Annotated in this window: 15 protein-coding genes; all 15 read right to left on the bottom strand. The window is 37.3% G+C overall.

Annotated elements, in window-relative coordinates:
• Window positions 1–78 precede the first annotated feature (78 nt).
• Window positions 79–975, bottom strand: coding sequence for an ROK family protein (locus MKX39_RS01215; RefSeq protein ID WP_340761192.1), 897 nt, complete (start codon window positions 973–975; stop codon window positions 79–81).
• Window positions 972–2669 (bottom strand): glycoside hydrolase family 13 protein, encoded by a 1698-nt coding sequence (locus tag MKX39_RS01210; protein WP_340761191.1) that lies wholly within the window; start codon window positions 2667–2669, stop codon window positions 972–974. Before MKX39_RS01210 ends, MKX39_RS01215 begins: the two co-directional genes overlap by 4 nt.
• Before the next feature lie 94 nt (window positions 2670–2763).
• Entirely contained in the window at window positions 2764–2991 is a 228-nt protein-coding gene (locus MKX39_RS01205) for a hypothetical protein (protein WP_340767950.1), read from the bottom strand.
• Window positions 2992–3427: 436 nt separating this feature from the next.
• Window positions 3428–4192 carry a sporulation protein gene (locus tag MKX39_RS01200; RefSeq protein ID WP_340767949.1) on the bottom strand — a complete coding sequence of 255 codons (765 nt, stop codon included), beginning with the start codon at window positions 4190–4192 and terminating at the stop codon, window positions 3428–3430.
• 143 nt (window positions 4193–4335) lie between these two features.
• A complete protein-coding gene (locus MKX39_RS01195; protein WP_093536460.1) occupies window positions 4336–5256 on the bottom strand; it encodes a DUF2971 domain-containing protein in 921 nt (306 codons plus the stop codon).
• Between the two features lie 97 nt (window positions 5257–5353).
• On the bottom strand, window positions 5354–7330 hold the full coding sequence (locus MKX39_RS01190; protein ID WP_340761188.1) for a bifunctional diguanylate cyclase/phosphodiesterase: 1977 nt from the start codon (window positions 7328–7330) through the stop codon (window positions 5354–5356).
• Window positions 7331–7557: 227 nt separating this feature from the next.
• Window positions 7558–8769, bottom strand: coding sequence for a quaternary amine ABC transporter ATP-binding protein (locus MKX39_RS01185; RefSeq protein WP_340761187.1), 1212 nt, complete (start codon window positions 8767–8769; stop codon window positions 7558–7560).
• Window positions 8766–9626 (bottom strand): ABC transporter permease, encoded by an 861-nt coding sequence (locus MKX39_RS01180; RefSeq protein WP_340767947.1) that lies wholly within the window; start codon window positions 9624–9626, stop codon window positions 8766–8768. Before MKX39_RS01180 ends, MKX39_RS01185 begins: the two co-directional genes overlap by 4 nt.
• A 76-nt stretch (window positions 9627–9702) precedes the next feature.
• Complete coding sequence (locus MKX39_RS01175) at window positions 9703–10698, bottom strand: ABC transporter substrate-binding protein (protein WP_340767946.1); 996 nt, start codon at window positions 10696–10698, stop codon at window positions 9703–9705.
• 457 nt (window positions 10699–11155) lie between these two features.
• Window positions 11156–11680, bottom strand: coding sequence for a hypothetical protein (locus MKX39_RS01170; RefSeq protein ID WP_340761184.1), 525 nt, complete (start codon window positions 11678–11680; stop codon window positions 11156–11158).
• Between the two features lie 100 nt (window positions 11681–11780).
• Window positions 11781–12389, bottom strand: a complete 609-nt coding sequence (locus MKX39_RS01165) for a hypothetical protein (protein ID WP_340771294.1) — start codon at window positions 12387–12389, stop codon at window positions 11781–11783.
• Entirely contained in the window at window positions 12389–13018 is a 630-nt protein-coding gene (locus MKX39_RS01160) for a phosphate starvation-inducible protein PhoH (protein ID WP_340761183.1), read from the bottom strand. Before MKX39_RS01160 ends, MKX39_RS01165 begins: the two co-directional genes overlap by 1 nt.
• Window positions 13018–13815, bottom strand: a complete 798-nt coding sequence (locus MKX39_RS01155; RefSeq protein WP_340761182.1) for an ABC transporter ATP-binding protein — start codon at window positions 13813–13815, stop codon at window positions 13018–13020. Before MKX39_RS01155 ends, MKX39_RS01160 begins: the two co-directional genes overlap by 1 nt.
• Window positions 13812–15503: a dipeptide/oligopeptide/nickel ABC transporter permease/ATP-binding protein gene (locus tag MKX39_RS01150; RefSeq protein WP_340761181.1), complete on the bottom strand. Its 1692-nt coding sequence runs from the start codon at window positions 15501–15503 to the stop codon at window positions 13812–13814. Before MKX39_RS01150 ends, MKX39_RS01155 begins: the two co-directional genes overlap by 4 nt.
• Window positions 15496–16509, bottom strand: coding sequence for an ABC transporter permease (locus MKX39_RS01145; protein WP_340761180.1), 1014 nt, complete (start codon window positions 16507–16509; stop codon window positions 15496–15498). Before MKX39_RS01145 ends, MKX39_RS01150 begins: the two co-directional genes overlap by 8 nt.
• Between the last annotated feature and the right edge of the window lie 8 nt (window positions 16510–16517).

Here is a 16517-nt window from a genome sequence, read left to right as displayed (position 1 = left end):
CTCAAAAAGGGTCTGGCCCACATTGGACAAGACCTTTTTTGAATTTAAATTATACAAAAATGTTTGTATATCTTTAGTTTACTTGTTTGAATCTATTACAAGCATAGCTGCTCCCAGCATTCCCGCTTCATTGCCGAAAGTTGCTCTTTTCACTTGAACTGGCTTCAGTTTTAAAGGTTCTACTTTTGCTAGAAGTTCTTCCCACCAGAAATCAGCAGAGTCAGATACTCCGCCCCCTATAACAACACAGTCCATATCTAGCACCGCTTGAAGACTAGAGATAACGATGGCAAAGTCCGATAGGAAGCGATCACGAACTGCTATTGCACCCGTATGACCATTCGCAGCTAAACGGAATACATCATGAGGTTTCGCCAATTCGTTCGTTTCTGCATTGATCACATTCTGCTCCTGAATAAGTCTCTTAATAGCTGTTCCGGATACATACTCTTCACTACAGCCAGGTCTTCCACATCCACATACTATACCGTTTGGATATAAGATTAAGTGACCAACCTCACCACCGCCACCATTTATCCCGTTCATCACTTTACCGTCAAGAACAATACCCCCACCCAGCTTTGTTCCCACTGTTAGGCAAACGACCTGTTTGTACTCTGCTGCTGCACCCAGTCTCGCTTCAGCTAGCGCAGCACAATTGGCATCATTGTTGATCTCTACAGGAAGTCCTGTTGCAGCTTCTAGTAATGCTTTGACAGGGGTGCCTTGCCAGCCTGGCATTTCTGTTTCAAATGTAATGACACCAGTTTCTGCATCTACCATCCCTCTTGTTCCAATGCCTATACCCGATATATCAGGCACATCGTTTATTATCGCAAGAATTTGCTCTTCTAAATAGGGATATAGCGGCAAAATAGTTGGTATCGTCTTATCTACCAGAACTTCACCCTGTTCGTTGACAACACCCATCCGGATTTTCGTTCCACCAATATCTACTCCCAGAACCTTCTTCAATTCCCTATCCCCTTTTCAAATGCGACCACAAACGCTTCATATGGACGGATTTCTACTATTTTTTCAGTTGTTTGAACCGTATTATAGTTTGATATTATAAGTCTATGTGATTTTGATGGCAGGTCAAAAGTTTCCCACTCTAGCCGCTCCATTTGATCGGAGAAATTTGCTACTACGAGCCATTCTTCATCCGCCGACATCCGTTTATAAACAAATAAGTTAGGATGATTAGCAAGTGCTAGCTGGAAGCTTCCATCTGTTATAATATTATGCTGTTTTCTAAGCTGTATTAGCTTTTGATACGTATAAAAAATAGAATTGGAATCATTTATAGCTTGTTCCACGTTTATTTCCTCCGTATTAGGATTCATTTGAATCCAAGGAATACCTGTAGTGAAACCACCATCTGATGTCCATTGCATAGGTGTTCTTGCATTGTCTCGACCTTTAGCATAAATACCCCTCATAATGTCTTTATGCGAAGTCCCCTGCTCTATTTTTTCTTTATACATATTCAACGTCTCAATATCGCGGTAATCCTCCATACTCTGGAATTCTACATTCGTCATTCCCAGCTCTTCCCCTTGGTAAATATAAGGGGTGCCTTGTAGCATATGCAGACAGATGGCTAACATTTTAGCAGATAGCTCTCGGTATTCTCCATCGTTACCAAAACGGGATACTACCCGTGGTTGATCATGGTTGTTCCAATATAAGCTATTCCAACCCACATTATGAAGTCCATGTTGCCATTTTTCGAAATTTCTCTTTAGATCAATTAGCTTCAATGGCTGTACATCCCACTTTCCGCTAGGCCCACTATCTAAGTCCATATGTTCAAATGTAAATACCATATTCACTTCGTTATTGTCGGGGTTCGTGTAAAGACGGGCATCATCGGTTGTCGCCCCAGGCATTTCTCCTACTGTAACTATGTCATATTTACTCAACACTTTGTCATTCATCTCTTTCAAGTGTGAGTGAATTTTAGGGCCATTCATAAAATACGGGCTTCCATCTCCATATAACTTATTCGGTTGTACTTCACCATCCGGTAAGTTCATATCCTTCGAGATAAAGTTAATGACATCCATTCGGAAGCCACCAATCCCTTTTTCCAACCAATAAGTCATTAGCTGGTACACGTCCTCTCTTAGAGGCTCATGCTCCCAATTTAAATCTGGTTGTTTCTTGGAGAACAGATGTAAATAATATGAATTCGTAAGTTCATCTTTTTCCCAAGCAGACCCTGAAAATACAGACTCCCAGTTATTAGGGGGACGTCCATCCTTCCCGTCTCTCCAAATATAGTAGTCTCGATACTTAGAATCTTTTGAGGCTCTCGACTCCACAAACCATTCGTGCTCATCTGAACTATGATTAACAACTAAATCCATCACAATACGAATACCACGTTTTTTTGCTTCCTCTATAAGCTTTTCCATATCTTCCATTGTTCCAAACTCCTGCATTATGGTCCGATAGTTTCTAATATCGTAACCATTGTCATCATTTGGAGAATCATAGACAGGACTTAACCAAAGAACATCAATCCCTAATTTTTGAATATAGTCCAGCTTGGAAATAATCCCTTGGATATCTCCAACACCATCCCCATTTGAATCCATAAAACTTCTTGGATATATTTGATATACAACACTTTTTTTCCACCAAGAATCCACTTTTTGCCCCATTTTTTCACCATCCCAAATGTAACTTAATAGAGTTATTCTAATCTTCTAGCATCTATTATGCAAGCGCTTGCACTAATAATTTCTTAAAGTACACCTACTCTAATACTGATTCCCCAAAGTAAATAGGGAAGTCAATAAATGTATCTCCGCCCCCGGAAGAATTTCCATTTTCATTTCTTTCAGGATATGTCGACTTATCTGCGCTATCATATGTATTCCAACCAAAATAATACGATGGAATTATTGGAGAATCATTAAATGATTGGAGTACTGGTATCCACTCCTGTGATAGTTTTATACTTCCATAAAGATTCTCTGACAACCTAATCGTTTGCTCAAGCTGCACAGCTGGTTTGTAGTGCTCTTCATATATCCTTTAATTCAACAAAGCTTCCAATATTTCCTTCTAAGAGTTATCTACTAATATTTTGCATGATACCTCTATAATAGTTTTAACTTTATATTTTTTGTCTTCTATGGAGTACATTAAAATCATCTCTATTAAAACACTACAACCAAATACAATAGCCAACTTACCTTTTCCTGTTGCAAATAATGCAGTTATAGAAAGTGCAAATACGATTATTTGAAGTAGTATTGAACAGGAATAGTTACTGGGAAAGTAGCTTTTGGAGCGATAGTTTAGCCACTAAACAAGCTTTCCGTAAAAAAACGCACTCCCTATCAAAACACCTCCAACCATTTTAAAATAGTTGAAGGTGCTTATTATTTTATATGCATTGTGAATGAATTATGCCCTAGATCCCTATTGCTCTCTTTAGTTTGTCTTTAATAGTTGGAATATCTTGTGCATTAATAGTCAATCGAATGAATTTCTCGTCCATTTCAAAAGCCTCTGCAAGTAGTCCCCCAAAACCTCTTGCTCTTCGGTCAACCTGCATTAAAATTTCAGCTGATTGTGCGGACTGAGACAAAAATAGGATTTCTAGTTCATCAAGTTTCGCTTTATAGGAGCTGCTAACCGGCACAAATTCAAATTCTTGTACAAACGGATATCGACTACCTAATTTATGAGAGGCTTTCTCACATTCAACTTTTCTTATTTTAAATCCTAGCTGTTCAATTGCCTCCAAAATATGAGCCGCTATTCTCGTTGGTCGTACGTTAATATAATCTTTATCTGTAGGATCTATACTATTTTTGATATCTAACCCTGTGCTAATCCATACACGCGTGCTTCCATAAGTGACTGGCGCATCTTCAGGAAGTGTTAGTGAAAAGGGAATTTTTTTCTTTTCATTTGCCCCAATTGTAAAAGGTTCAGTGACTTTATATTTTTGAAAAGCTGCTACGTCCGTGTATTTTCGATCATTCGATTCACGAATGTATGTTGTATTTACCGTTAAGTAGATCGCATCAATCTGTTGTTCTAAGTTTCCGCCAACCACTTCTACTACACCTTGCATAATTTCACCAGCAGTAAACTCTGACTTTTCTAGTTTAGTGTCTACCTTAGCTCCACCAACCCCGACACTTGCCAATACTTTATTGAAAAATGACATATACATTTCTCCTTTGATTTTAATAACATTTTTACGCTTTTACATCGCAATAGGTTTCACTTTTATTAGAAAAATACTCTGCTTCTTACTCGTCAGCTGTCCACCAACGTTCAAGGCTAGTATAAGCGCATAAGCTTTTCTTATTAGCGATAAGGAATATGCGATAGTTTAATAGGAACAGTTGGGTATCCTACATTTTTCAAATAATAATTAATACTTCTTGCCGTAAATTCATTTGTTCCCGAAGGTCCTATAATGATTTGATTGACTGGCAGTCTATTGTCATTTTGAAGTACTTTGTTATGTGTTTCTAACTCAATATATGGAAGAATAATATTATCGCGCGCGCGGAATTTCAGCTCATGCTGATATGACATGCTCCTAGAGTTGGTCACAATAATCCGCCATTCCTTTTCTTCTGAAAAAGTAGCATGTTTAAAAAGTGGTAGAAAGTATCCAATCGTTCTTGCTACTTCCTTAGGAGAGAACTGTGGCTTTACTTCACTTAGCTCTAAACTAATGAGTGAAACATTTATAATCCTACGAATAATTCTCTCTTGCAACTTATGATCGTATATCACCTTCCGCGGAAAAAAGTTTTCTTCACTTAGATGAAAAGAAACATCAAATAACGATGAAAAGTCAAAACCAATAGAAATCCCATGCTGACTTCGACTATATCCTCTCCATTGACTTAATAGGTCTCCACTTTCACAAAAGGACACGACAAAAATATCTGTGTCTTGTTCCTCTAAAATCGTAAAGACCTCTTCCAAATATGCTCTTCTGGGATTTTCTAGAGGTAACTCTTGAATAAGCTTTTGGACGATACTTTCGCATACCTCTAACCCATGACTATATTCTTTGGAATCATTCATAAATTTAATATGCGAGGCCCAAAAGGTTTTATCGCTAATAATTCCTTGTGCTCCTTCTAAATTTGTATAGTGATATAACGCCTTAATATTTTTTGTGAAGTATTTTTTAAATTCTTTACTTATTAAAGGAATAAGAGCCTTCATATCAATATTTAAAAGGTTTTTCTCTACCTCAGATTTAGACATCCCATAGCACCTCCTATACTTTTATAGTATTACTTCCCTCTTTTTATGTCCAAAAGCTATTGATTTTTAAGACAAAAAAACCAGAGCTAGAAAGAAATTATCCTTCCACTCTGGCTTGATACCACTTAACAAGATCATGGGGGTTCATCGGTTTTGCAAAATAAAATCCTTGAAAAATTGGGTTTTTACTTGTGTCCTTTAAGAAATCCACCTGCTCTTTTGTTTCTACTCCTTCTATGACAACATTTAAGTCTAATGATTCTCCTAAAGCAATAATAGCGGTAATTATAGATGAATCTTTAGAGGATTTCGGTACATCATCTATAAAAGACTTATCAATTTTCAAGGTTGATATTGGCATTTCTTTTAAATAAGATAGCGACGATACCCCAGTACCAAAGTCATCCAATGCAACAGAGAAACCTTCTTCTCTAAATTTACTTACCGCCCTCATAGCTTCTTCCACATTTTTCACAAAACTATTCTCAGTTATTTCTAATTCTATTTGCGATGGCTCCAACCCATATTCGCTTAACTTTTCTGTGAATACCCCTAATAACAAAGGGGAAGTTATATACTCGCCTGGAATATTAATAGCTACTTGTTTGAATGAAATATCCTCCAATTTCCAAGATGCTATTTGTTTACAAACCCCATCTATTATCCAGTCAGTCACTTTAACCATACGGTCATATTCCTCTAAAATTGGAACAAAAACAGCAGGTGATAGATTACCGTATTTAGGATGATTCCATCTTAATAATGTCTCGAGCCCATCAATACACTGCGAGTACGAACTAAATTTCGGTTGATAAACAAGATATAACTCGCTTTCTTTCATAGCTCGATTTACATCTTCAGCTATTTCAAGATTAAATGTATACCTATGAATACTAGAATCATAGTAAATAATATCATGATCATACATAATAGAAGGATAGTTTAAAACGGCAAGTACATTTCTATAGATATCAGTGTCCTTCTCACCGTAATCGGCTTGAGATATAGCACATACTCCAAACAGCATTACTTCTCTATCTTGGACTCGAATAGGCTCACGAAGTGACTCTGCTAGCTTCTTCAACACCTCTTTTAACTGCTTTGCACTATCCACATCCCTAGTTAGCAAAGCAATACGATTCCCTCCTATCCGATAAAGCTCTGTTTTGGAAGGTGATATAGATTTGAACATATGTACTAGTTCTCGAATCACCTCATCACCGAAAGCATAATTGAACTCTCTGTTTATATGCTCTAAATCATGTATATGCCAAATAGCTAAAACTTTAGGTGACTGAATTTTCTTTTCAAACAACCGTCGATTAGGTAATTGTGTTAATGCATCGTAGTAATTCCCACGATACTCAATATACCGGTCTAACAAACTTGAAAGTAATAATACTCCCAAAAGTATAGCCATTCCTAAACCTACAATGACTGCTAATCCATACATTTCGGTCATATGAGAAGCCTCATGATTCAATTCATACCCCTTGGGAATATAAAAGTTCATAGCTGCCATACCGGTGTAATGCATACTAGAAATAGCCAACCCCATGATTAAAGAGATTAAAATCAGAAGTATATTTTTCGACTGATAGGTATGAACCTTCGCAAGAATGTAAACTGCTATAATAGAAACAAAAATTGAAATACAAATAGAAACTAAAAAAAGTAGAAGGTCATAAGTGTAAATAACGTCCATTTCCATCGAATACATTCCTATATAATGCATGGAGGAAATTCCTATCCCCATCGCTATCCCCGCGAATACATACGACCAATAGTTTCGTCTTGGAAGGTCTGCCAAATAGAAAGCTATAAATGAAGCTAACATAGCAGGAATAATTGATATAAGCGTAATAGTTTTGTTGTAGCTCATATTTACTGGCAATGAAAATGCACCCATTCCTATAAAATGCATAGACCATATACCAAACCCCAAGCATAGCGAGGCAAGCAGTAACCAGAAGCTTTTATGAAAAAAACTATTTTCTTTTGCTCTTCTTTTCAAGGAAATTGCCGTGTAAGATGCTACAATCGCTATAATAATTGAAAATACCACTATTGTCATAGAGTATTCACCGCTAATTTCCAAATATGCATCTTTTGAAGGACTAGTATTGTTAAAATTAAATATATTCTCCACCTCACTATACCAATTAGACTATAACATACTTAATTCAAAGTAATATATAAGTAAAAATTTAAAAGTACTATTAATTTTATATTAACACTATATAGTGAGGATAAAATTTCAGGAAAAGAATATTTGTTACTTGAAAAAAACACAGAAACTAGTTATAGTTTCTGTGTCTCTTTTTGTTCGTCCATACTCTCGCTGATTAAGCTTGCTAATACATGAACCCTTAGTATGATTCCTTTAATCATTAGCTCTTCATCCGTAACGACGATGGGGTATTTTGAATCTAATACATACGGAATAATATCTTGTACATATTCATCCGCCTTTACTGTTTTCACTTCTGTAGACATTACTTCTTGTAAGGTCTTTTTCTCTTTGAGACCATTAATCGCTTGGTCAATAGTAACTATTCCTTGTAGCTGGCGCTTACGATCCGTAACGAATGCACTAGAAATACCATTTTCTCTCATTACTTGAATAGCGACATTCAGCCCATCTTTTAAGGAAACTAACCCATATGGCTTAGACATAATATGTTCCGCCTGCAAAATTTTAGAACGATCAATATCTCGGATAAATTCTGAAATGTAATTGCTTGCCGGTTTTTCAAGAATTTCTTCTGGAGTACCGATTTGTTCAACTTTGCCATCCTTCATCACCGCTACACGGTCACCAATTTTAAAAGCTTCGTTAACATCATGTGTGATGAAAATAATAGTCTTTTGTAGTTTATTTTGTATATCTAGTAATTCTAATTGCATTTCACGTCGGATCAACGGATCAAGCGCACTAAATGGTTCATCCATAAGTAAAATGTCCGGATCATTCGCAAGTGCTCTAGCAATTCCTACACGTTGACGCATCCCTCCAGATAGTTCATCCGGAAATTGGTTTTCGTATCCTTTTAGCCCTACTGTTTCTAAATGTTTCCCGGCAATCTCCCGACGCTCTGCTTTAGACATCCCTCGTATTTCTAGGCCATATTCAATATTTTCTAGTACCGTTCTATGGCTGAATAAACCAAAATGTTGAAACACCATTGCAATTTTTTTCTGACGGAAATACTTTAGCTGATTTTTGTTATATCCAACTACATTTTCGCCATCGACGTAAATTGCCCCAGAGGTAGGCTTGTTCAATAAATTTAAGCAACGAATGAGCGTAGATTTTCCACTACCAGATAGTCCCATAATGACAAATGTCTCGCCTTCCATAATTTCCATAGATGCATTATATACACCTACCGTATGGCCCGTTTTCGCAAGAATTTCATCTTTTGGAACACCTTTTTCAACCATTGAAATGACCTTTTTAGGTCTTGGTCCAAATATTTTAGATACATTTTCTACCTTAAGTTTAACTGTCATGCTACATCCCTCCTATGTTTCTGAAGGCGATTTGCAATTCCTCCGGTAATTCGGTCAATTATTATCGCTAAGAATACAATACTAATCCCCGCTTCAAAACCAAGTGAAATATCAATACGATTTATCGCATACAGTACGCGCTCTCCAAGTCCTTGAGCACCTACCATCGATCCAACAACTGCCATAGATAGCGCCATCATTGTTGTTTGGTTAACACCCGCCATAATAGTTGGCAATGCTTGAGGTAATTGTACTTTCATAAGCATTTGAGAAGTGGAAGAACCAAATGATTGTGCTGATTCTACTACTTCCTTATCTACATTACGAATTCCTAGCTCAGTCAGTCGGATAACTGGGGGGAGTGCATAAATAATAGTAGCAATAACGGCTGGAACATTCCCTAATGGGAAGAAAAATATTACAGGTATTAAATAAACAAAGCTTGGCATAGTTTGCATGGCATCTAAAACTGGTCTCATAATAGTAGACAATGATTTACTAAATGCCGTCGCAACGCCTAGTGGAATCCCGATTAATAAAGACAATATAACAGAGATTAATACTATTGAAATAGTAGTCATTGTTTCTGGCCATAAATCGAATGTACCTATCAGAAATATAAAGAAACCAAAAAGAAGTCCTCCATACAAATTAGTAAAATACCATCCTAGTAAAAAAATAATAATAATAAAAATCCACCAAGGGATTGCTAGAAGACCCGCTTCTAGACCCTTGATCATGGAAGAAGAAATAACAAAAATAAAATCAAAGAATGCATCAAAATTCATCGCCAAAAAATCAATAAAATTTTCTACTATATCCCCTATTGGTATTCGTACATCTGGAAATTCTGTCATAGACTATGGACTGTTTCAAAGAACAGTCGCATTCACCTCATTTTTTATAGGATAGATTACTTTTTATCATGAATTATTAGTTCAAAGCTGCTTTTACTTTTTCTGCAACTTCTTCAGACACCCACGTCGTCCAAATATCTTCATGCTCTTTCATCCACCACTGTGCGGCTTCTTCTGGTTCCACTTCATTTTCGTTCATATAATCTAACGCTTCTTCTGTTAAAGCGTTACTAGTTTCATATTTACTAAGGAATTCCGTAACATCCTTTGCCTGTGTTGGTAAATCTTTATGAACAGCAATTACAACATCATTTGGAGGGAATTCAGTTCCTTTGGATTCTTCCCAAGTTGCTGCGTCATATGGAACATCTTCAAGTAATGTTAAGTCATAACTAGCTGTTACCCATGTTGGTGACCAGTAATACCCTACCCAAGGTTCACCTTTTTTATATGCTCCCGCTAGATCTGCAACGATTGCAGAGTCTGATCCTGGTGCTAAATAGTTGAATTTTGCATCTAGACCATAAGTTTCAAGTTTCGACTCCAAGTGTTCACTTACCGCCCAACTAGATGGCGCTCCAATTATTCTTCCTTTAGTGCTATCTTCAGGATCTTGGAACAGCTCTGGATACTTCTCTAGGTCTTGTACAGTTTTCAAGTCAGGTGCAACCGCTTCAATCCCTTTTTCCGCATCTCCTTCTATAACATAGGTTGGAACATATAGTCCTTGCGAATTATCATTGAAATTAGTTGCTAGTTTCACTATACTTCCACTTTCAATTGCTTTTTCATAAACTTCTTTTGTATTATCCGTCCATATTTCCATATAGACATTTATGTCACCTTTTTCTAATGATTGCAAAGTAGCTGCCGTGGTTCCGCTTGTAACCTCAGTGTCATAGCCGTAACCTTCTTCCACAATCAATTGAGCTATACTATTATGTACACGGATACTATCCCATCCTGCATCTGCAAATTTAATCACTTCAATACTGTCTGTGCTCGTTTCACTACTACATGCACCAAGTACTAAAAGTGCACACAAAGAAGTAAACAACATCATTTTTCTCATAATTTATCCCCGTTTCTCTATTTATTAAATTAGACACATAGCCCTAACCCCCTATTACATACCCTATTTTTTAAAGTTTAATCATGTTATTTTTTATGTACCCACAATTTTCAAAAATTTGATGCGCTTTTCTAAGAGTTTTCATGTTAGTAGAGTTTAAAGCGAGAGGGGAAATAGATGGAGGTAAACAGAGGTATATTAACAGAAGAGCTAGTTTGACTTATTCGATTGAATACAACATTTAAGGAGGAATTTTTGGCGGATTACTATAATCTAAGAGTTACCTCTTTGAAGGGCATGCCTACGATCATTGTTTCCTTGATGAGAAAATCACAAAAAAGATTTACTAATTTTTTTCATTGCGATGTCGAATAGCTTCCCTAGTTTAGTTCTCAGATCTCCAGGGAAGCATTTGACACCGGTCTACAAGCGACTTCATTAGTAACTTGAACTAAACTTATTTCAGTTTTGTTACTTCTACTAACTCGTTAATCGGTAATTGTAATGCTCGGTTACCAAGATTCTGTTTTAGTTGTTCATTGTATAAGTATTCTTCAGGTGTAAATGAGTCTTCACGGCCTTTTTTCAAAAGTTCATAAAAAATAGGAGGTAAGAAGTTCTCCTTTAATACCACCTCTACTGCTTCTCCGGTTTCACGTGTAAAAATATACGCATAGGATGTTGGACGATATGGATCGTATTGAGCTTTTGGATAAGTTGTATCGACTATATATGTACCTCTTGATTGAGCACGGGTAACAAATTCGAAAACATCGCGAAATCCAGGACCTCCATGACCAGATAGGATGGAAATATCTTTACGATTTGGAACGTCCTCACCATATAAAGCTTCAAAAGCGGCTTGAATAACTCGGAAGCCTACACCTATCGCCATATAAGCAAGTGTCCCATGATATTTGTAAATGTCCTCAAAGCTAATTTCTATTAAATCATTACGATCATAGATCTTGATTGTTTGCATGCGTTTTATCCCCTAATTTTTTTTTGAGCTTTACCCTTTTTCTGAGCCTGCGCGCCTTATGAGAAAAACAAATTCTCCAGAAACTATATCGAGGCAATATCTATAGCTTTCCTTCCACCAGCCACGGTAAAAAGCCTCTTAAAAATCGTTCCGTTGCAGGCATGAAATAGGAACCGTAGTGGAAATCCGGATCCAGTGTTGTATTTAACCAAGTACCCTTTGTGCTTACTTTATCTATATAAATAACCGCCCCACCGTCATCTGTTGAAACGAGCACTTCACAGTTATCTGGCGGCCAATATACGCCGTGTTGGTGCCATGTTGCATCAGAAAGAGTTAAGTAATTTTTAAATAAGTCATGCTCAGGAGCAGATAATACTAGACCACTTTTCGGATCTTTGTCTAGCCACCACCAAAAGTTCGTAGGACGGAATTCCCATTTGTGACTAGGTAACCAATCAAATCCCTGTGGACCTAACGTAACGACTGTTCCCCCACCATTTGCAAACGCATAAATCTTCTCTACATTTTTCTTAAGTAATCCCAAATGTGTTTGAGAAGGAACAAGCAATACATCGACACCTTCCAAAGAAGCAGTTTCTAATTCGCGTATGGGAATAAGACGATTAATGTACTTGGCAAACTCAGATATTTTATATGTACGATGATGGTGTGAGCTACCACCATAAACAACTGCTATTTTTTTCATCATGTAGTCACCTCTTCTTGTAGCATCGCAATCTCTTCATGTACCCATTTTACTAACTGTGGACCAATTCGGTCGGTTGTTTTGTTGATCTCAGGCTTCATATAACCAAACAAGTCTGAACCCGCATGGACTAAAATAGTTCCTTTTGTGCTCACACGGTCAATATACGTTATTGGAGTATCCCCTGGTAAAGTTAAGAGAACTTCGGCGCCCTCTGGAGTAGGATGATGCCCTCGTGCAAAAAATCCAGAAACCCCTTTGTTATAGGTCATATCGTCCTCCAATACACCTTCAAATATTGGATGCTGTTTATGAATCGACACCTCATAGTCTTTATGACTATTAATCTCTTTTGGCACAAATAACTGACCACCAGGCAACCAATCTGTTACTAAGTTACCTGAAAATATGAGTATTTTTCTCGCATTCACAAAATCTAGAATGATTTGACGTTGTTCATATAAAAAGTCTTGATCGGCAAATCCACTTATAACTAAACAGTTATAAGCTGTTAAATCGATGTTGGATAGGTTATAAATATCGACATTCGTAAAATTTTCTCTTGTTTTATTTTTACCACGTTGTGCAAAAATTGCTCCTGGATTTAGTTCTATAAAGTTAGCTTTCATTATTGATCTCCTTTATGATTTTCTAATACGAGCAATGCCTCGATGAGTGATTTTGTATAAGGATGTTGCGGATTTTGAATAATATCATTTGTTTTACCATCCTCTACAATTTCACCTTGTTGTAACACGATTAATCGATCGCAAAACCCTTGTGTCAAAGCAATATCATGTGTAACAAATAAGTAAGAGACTTGATTGTATTCATTCATTTTTTTCATTAATTCCAGTAGTTCTAAACGTAGTGAAGTATCTAACATGGACGTTGGTTCATCTGCAATAATAAGCTTCGGTTCACATACGAAAGCACGCGCAAGACCAACCCGTTGTCGCTCTCCTCCAGATAATTCATGTGGATAACGATTTATATATTTATCAGGATCTAATGACACACTATTTAACGCATATCGTACCTTTTCTAAACGTTTTTCTTTGTTTCCTTTATCAATTCCCTGAATGACAAGTGGCTCTGCTACAAGCTGACCAATTTTCATACGTGATGAGAGGGCTTCGTATGGATCTTGAAACACCATTTGAATATACTTAGCAAGGGAACGACGTTTTTTTCCAGTAAGAGATAAAACCTCTTGGCCTTCGAAAAAAACCTCTCCTCCGTTCGACGTCTCGAGACCAGCAATTATACGACCAATCGTACTCTTCCCTGCGCCACTGGCCCCGATTAGCCCGATAATTTCACCGTGTTTTAATGAAAATGAAATAGATTTCAGCACATTTACTTGTACCTCTTTTGTGCGACCAAATGTTTTTTGTAATTCCTTTACCTCCACTAAAGATGTCATGAAATCAGCACCGTCTCTCTCCCTTTTTTCGGTTTCAATAACGGGATTGAATCGACTAAACGTCTCGTATATGGATGACTTGAGTTTTCAGCGACTTCAATCGACTCACCTCTATCTACGATATGACCATATTTCATAATAATTATCTGATCCGTAACCGATAGTACAGCTGGTAAATCATGCGATATAAAAATCATTGAAATATTTAACTCACGTTGCAATTTTCGTAGTAACTGAACAATTTCAACTTGAACAATTACATCAAGTCCGGTTGTCGGCTCATCAGCTATAATAAGTTTCGGTCGATTTATTAAGGCCATCGCAATAATTACGCGCTGACGCATACCACCAGATAATTCATGAGAGAAAGAAAATCTCCATTTAGTATCGAGTCCGACTTGTGTCATTACTTCTATTACACGTTGGTCCATACTAGATTCGTCTAATTTTTTATGTACTTTGATTGCTTCTTTTAACTGTTTTTCAATAGTAATAACAGGATTAAGCGCATTCATCGCAGCTTGTGCAATATATCCAATGTCCCGCCCGCGAAGTTGACGTATTTGCTCATCATCCAATGTTTCTAGTGATTGTCCTTCAAAATAAATTGAGCCTTTGCTTCTTCCCGGTAACTTCAGCTGTTGGATAATACTCGCAGCTACTGTTGATTTACCGCTTCCTGACTCTCCCACAATTCCTAGCACATCCCCTCGTTGTATTTCGAAAGAAACATTAGATACTACTTCTTGATAACAGCCCTTTTTAGGGTATTCGACAGTCAAATTTTGAACAGACAGCATAATATCTCGCTCAACTAGCGTTAAATCCTCTACTTTCTCCTGTTTTTGACGTTTCGGTGTGACCGCGTATGAACTTAGTCTTGGATTCACTTTTTCTTCTAAAAAATAGCCCATTAAAGAAAAGGCTAAGACCACTAGGACAATACAAATACCAGGAGGAATAATCCACCAAACCCATGCTTCTGTTAAAAATGCACTTCGACTATTGGCGTAATATAATATACTTCCCCAGCTCTTAACTAATGGATTTCCCATCCCTAAAAAACTAAGAGAAGATTCCAATAAGATGGCTGTATTTACAGCGCCAACAAATTGTGGGATGAATAGGGGAAAAACGCTCGGAAAAATATGTTTATTGAAAATATACCAATGGTTTGCTCCCATCGTCCTAGCTGCTAGCACTGGTCCTGTTGTTTTAATAGATAAAGTTTGTGCGCGAATTTGCCTTGCCTTTCCAGCCCACATAACTAAAGTAATAACAAATACTTGTGTAAATATTCCTGGTCCCATATATACGGCAATAACAATCATCAGAGGTAGAAATGGCAGTGTTAATACGACATCAATAACACGCATCACAATTACCTCAAACCAACCTCCGATATAACCCGCTAGAATACCAACACTACCTCCAATGAGTGTGGCAAATAGAGCTGTCAAAATTCCAATCGTTAATGAAGTTCGTGCCCCCTCCGCAAGCTCCGCTAAAATATCCTGTCCCATATCATTCGTTCCAAGAAAGTGGTCACTATTAGGAGCCAGAAAGGAAGGGCCAGATTGCTTATATGCGTCATATGGGATGATAAAAGGTCCAAGTACAGCAAAGAGTACAACACCAATAAATAAAATGAATCCTACAGTACCGATGACTTTTGTTGATTTACGCATGATTCATATCCGCTCCCTTTGTCTTTTTAAGCGTACGTGCACGAGGATCAATAAGTGGATACGTTAAATCAGCAAATAAGTTTGCTCCAATCACACCAAGTGTAATAATTAAAAATATGCCTTGCATCATTGGAAAGTCTCTTGCAATAACACTTTCATATAACAATCGACCAATTCCTGGATAAGAAAAGACAGATTCCACTACCACTGCTCCACCCACTAAAGTGCCTAATGTCATCGTAAAATGCGTATAAATGGGTAGCAAAGCATTGCGTAATGCATGATTAAAAATTAACCCTTTTTTATGTACACCTTTTGCCTCTGCCATCGTGATATAATCTTGCCCAAGAGATTCAAGCATTGAAGAACGTGTTAGCAAATAGTTCGATCCTACTGTTGCTAATGTGATCGTAGTAAGCGGCAGGATCGCATGCACTGCAACGTCCTTTATATACCCCCAAGTTGTTCCATCTTGCATCATTGAAAAAGCCCCGTATGTAGGAAACCAACCTAATTGAACCGCTAAAACAGCTAAAAATAATAGTCCTACCCAAAAACCTGGAACAGCTTGTAAGGTCAGCATTCCTATTAATAGTGAGACATCACGACCTTTCCCACGATTCCAAGCAGAATAAGCGCCCAATATAACGCCAATTACAGCACTTAATAACATAGCTGGCCCCACTAATAACAATGTCCATGGCAATCTATCGCCTATTATTGTCATCACAGGCTCTGCATATTTAATTGACACCCCAAAATCAAATGTCACAATCCCTTGTAAATATACAATATACTGTTCCCATAAAGACCCATCGAGACCTATCGATTCAAGAGCCTGCTGCTTTTGTACTTCTGTTAGTTCATTTATCGTATCGCCGAAAAAATATAACAGCGGATCACCTGGGGCTAATCGGGGCAAAGCGAAATTAATCGTCAATGCTACGAGGAACACCAGTCCATATTGAATTAGCTTTTTTCCAATTGACGATAGAGTCCTATTCATTTCTTACA

It is taken from the genome of Psychrobacillus sp. FSL K6-1464 (genome assembly GCF_038003145.1).
GTDB lineage: Bacteria > Bacillota > Bacilli > Bacillales_A > Planococcaceae > Psychrobacillus > Psychrobacillus psychrotolerans.
This window is presented reverse-complemented; position numbering and strand designations above follow the sequence as displayed.

Excerpts from the sequence above, each read along its gene's own strand:
- MKX39_RS01210 (WP_340761191.1), bottom strand. The coding sequence starts at position 2,669 with ATGGGGCAAAAAGTGGATTCTTGGTGGAAAAAAAGTGTTGTATATCAA.
- MKX39_RS01200 (WP_340767949.1), bottom strand. The coding sequence starts at position 4,192 with ATGTCATTTTTCAATAAAGTATTGGCAAGTGTCGGGGTTGGTGGAGCT.
- MKX39_RS01185 (WP_340761187.1), bottom strand. The coding sequence starts at position 8,769 with ATGACAGTTAAACTTAAGGTAGAAAATGTATCTAAAATATTTGGACCA.
- MKX39_RS01170 (WP_340761184.1), bottom strand. The coding sequence starts at position 11,680 with ATGCAAACAATCAAGATCTATGATCGTAATGATTTAATAGAAATTAGC.
- MKX39_RS01145 (WP_340761180.1), bottom strand. The coding sequence starts at position 16,509 with ATGAATAGGACTCTATCGTCAATTGGAAAAAAGCTAATTCAATATGGA.
- MKX39_RS01165 (WP_340771294.1), bottom strand. The coding sequence starts at position 12,389 with ATGAAAAAAATAGCAGTTGTTTATGGTGGTAGCTCACACCATCATCGT.
- MKX39_RS01180 (WP_340767947.1), bottom strand. The coding sequence starts at position 9,626 with ATGACAGAATTTCCAGATGTACGAATACCAATAGGGGATATAGTAGAA.
- MKX39_RS01175 (WP_340767946.1), bottom strand. The coding sequence starts at position 10,698 with ATGAGAAAAATGATGTTGTTTACTTCTTTGTGTGCACTTTTAGTACTT.
- MKX39_RS01155 (WP_340761182.1), bottom strand. The coding sequence starts at position 13,815 with ATGACATCTTTAGTGGAGGTAAAGGAATTACAAAAAACATTTGGTCGC.
- MKX39_RS01195 (WP_093536460.1), bottom strand. The coding sequence starts at position 5,256 with ATGTCTAAATCTGAGGTAGAGAAAAACCTTTTAAATATTGATATGAAG.
- MKX39_RS01150 (WP_340761181.1), bottom strand. The coding sequence starts at position 15,503 with ATGCGTAAATCAACAAAAGTCATCGGTACTGTAGGATTCATTTTATTT.
- MKX39_RS01190 (WP_340761188.1), bottom strand. The coding sequence starts at position 7,330 with ATGACAATAGTGGTATTTTCAATTATTATAGCGATTGTAGCATCTTAC.
- MKX39_RS01160 (WP_340761183.1), bottom strand. The coding sequence starts at position 13,018 with ATGAAAGCTAACTTTATAGAACTAAATCCAGGAGCAATTTTTGCACAA.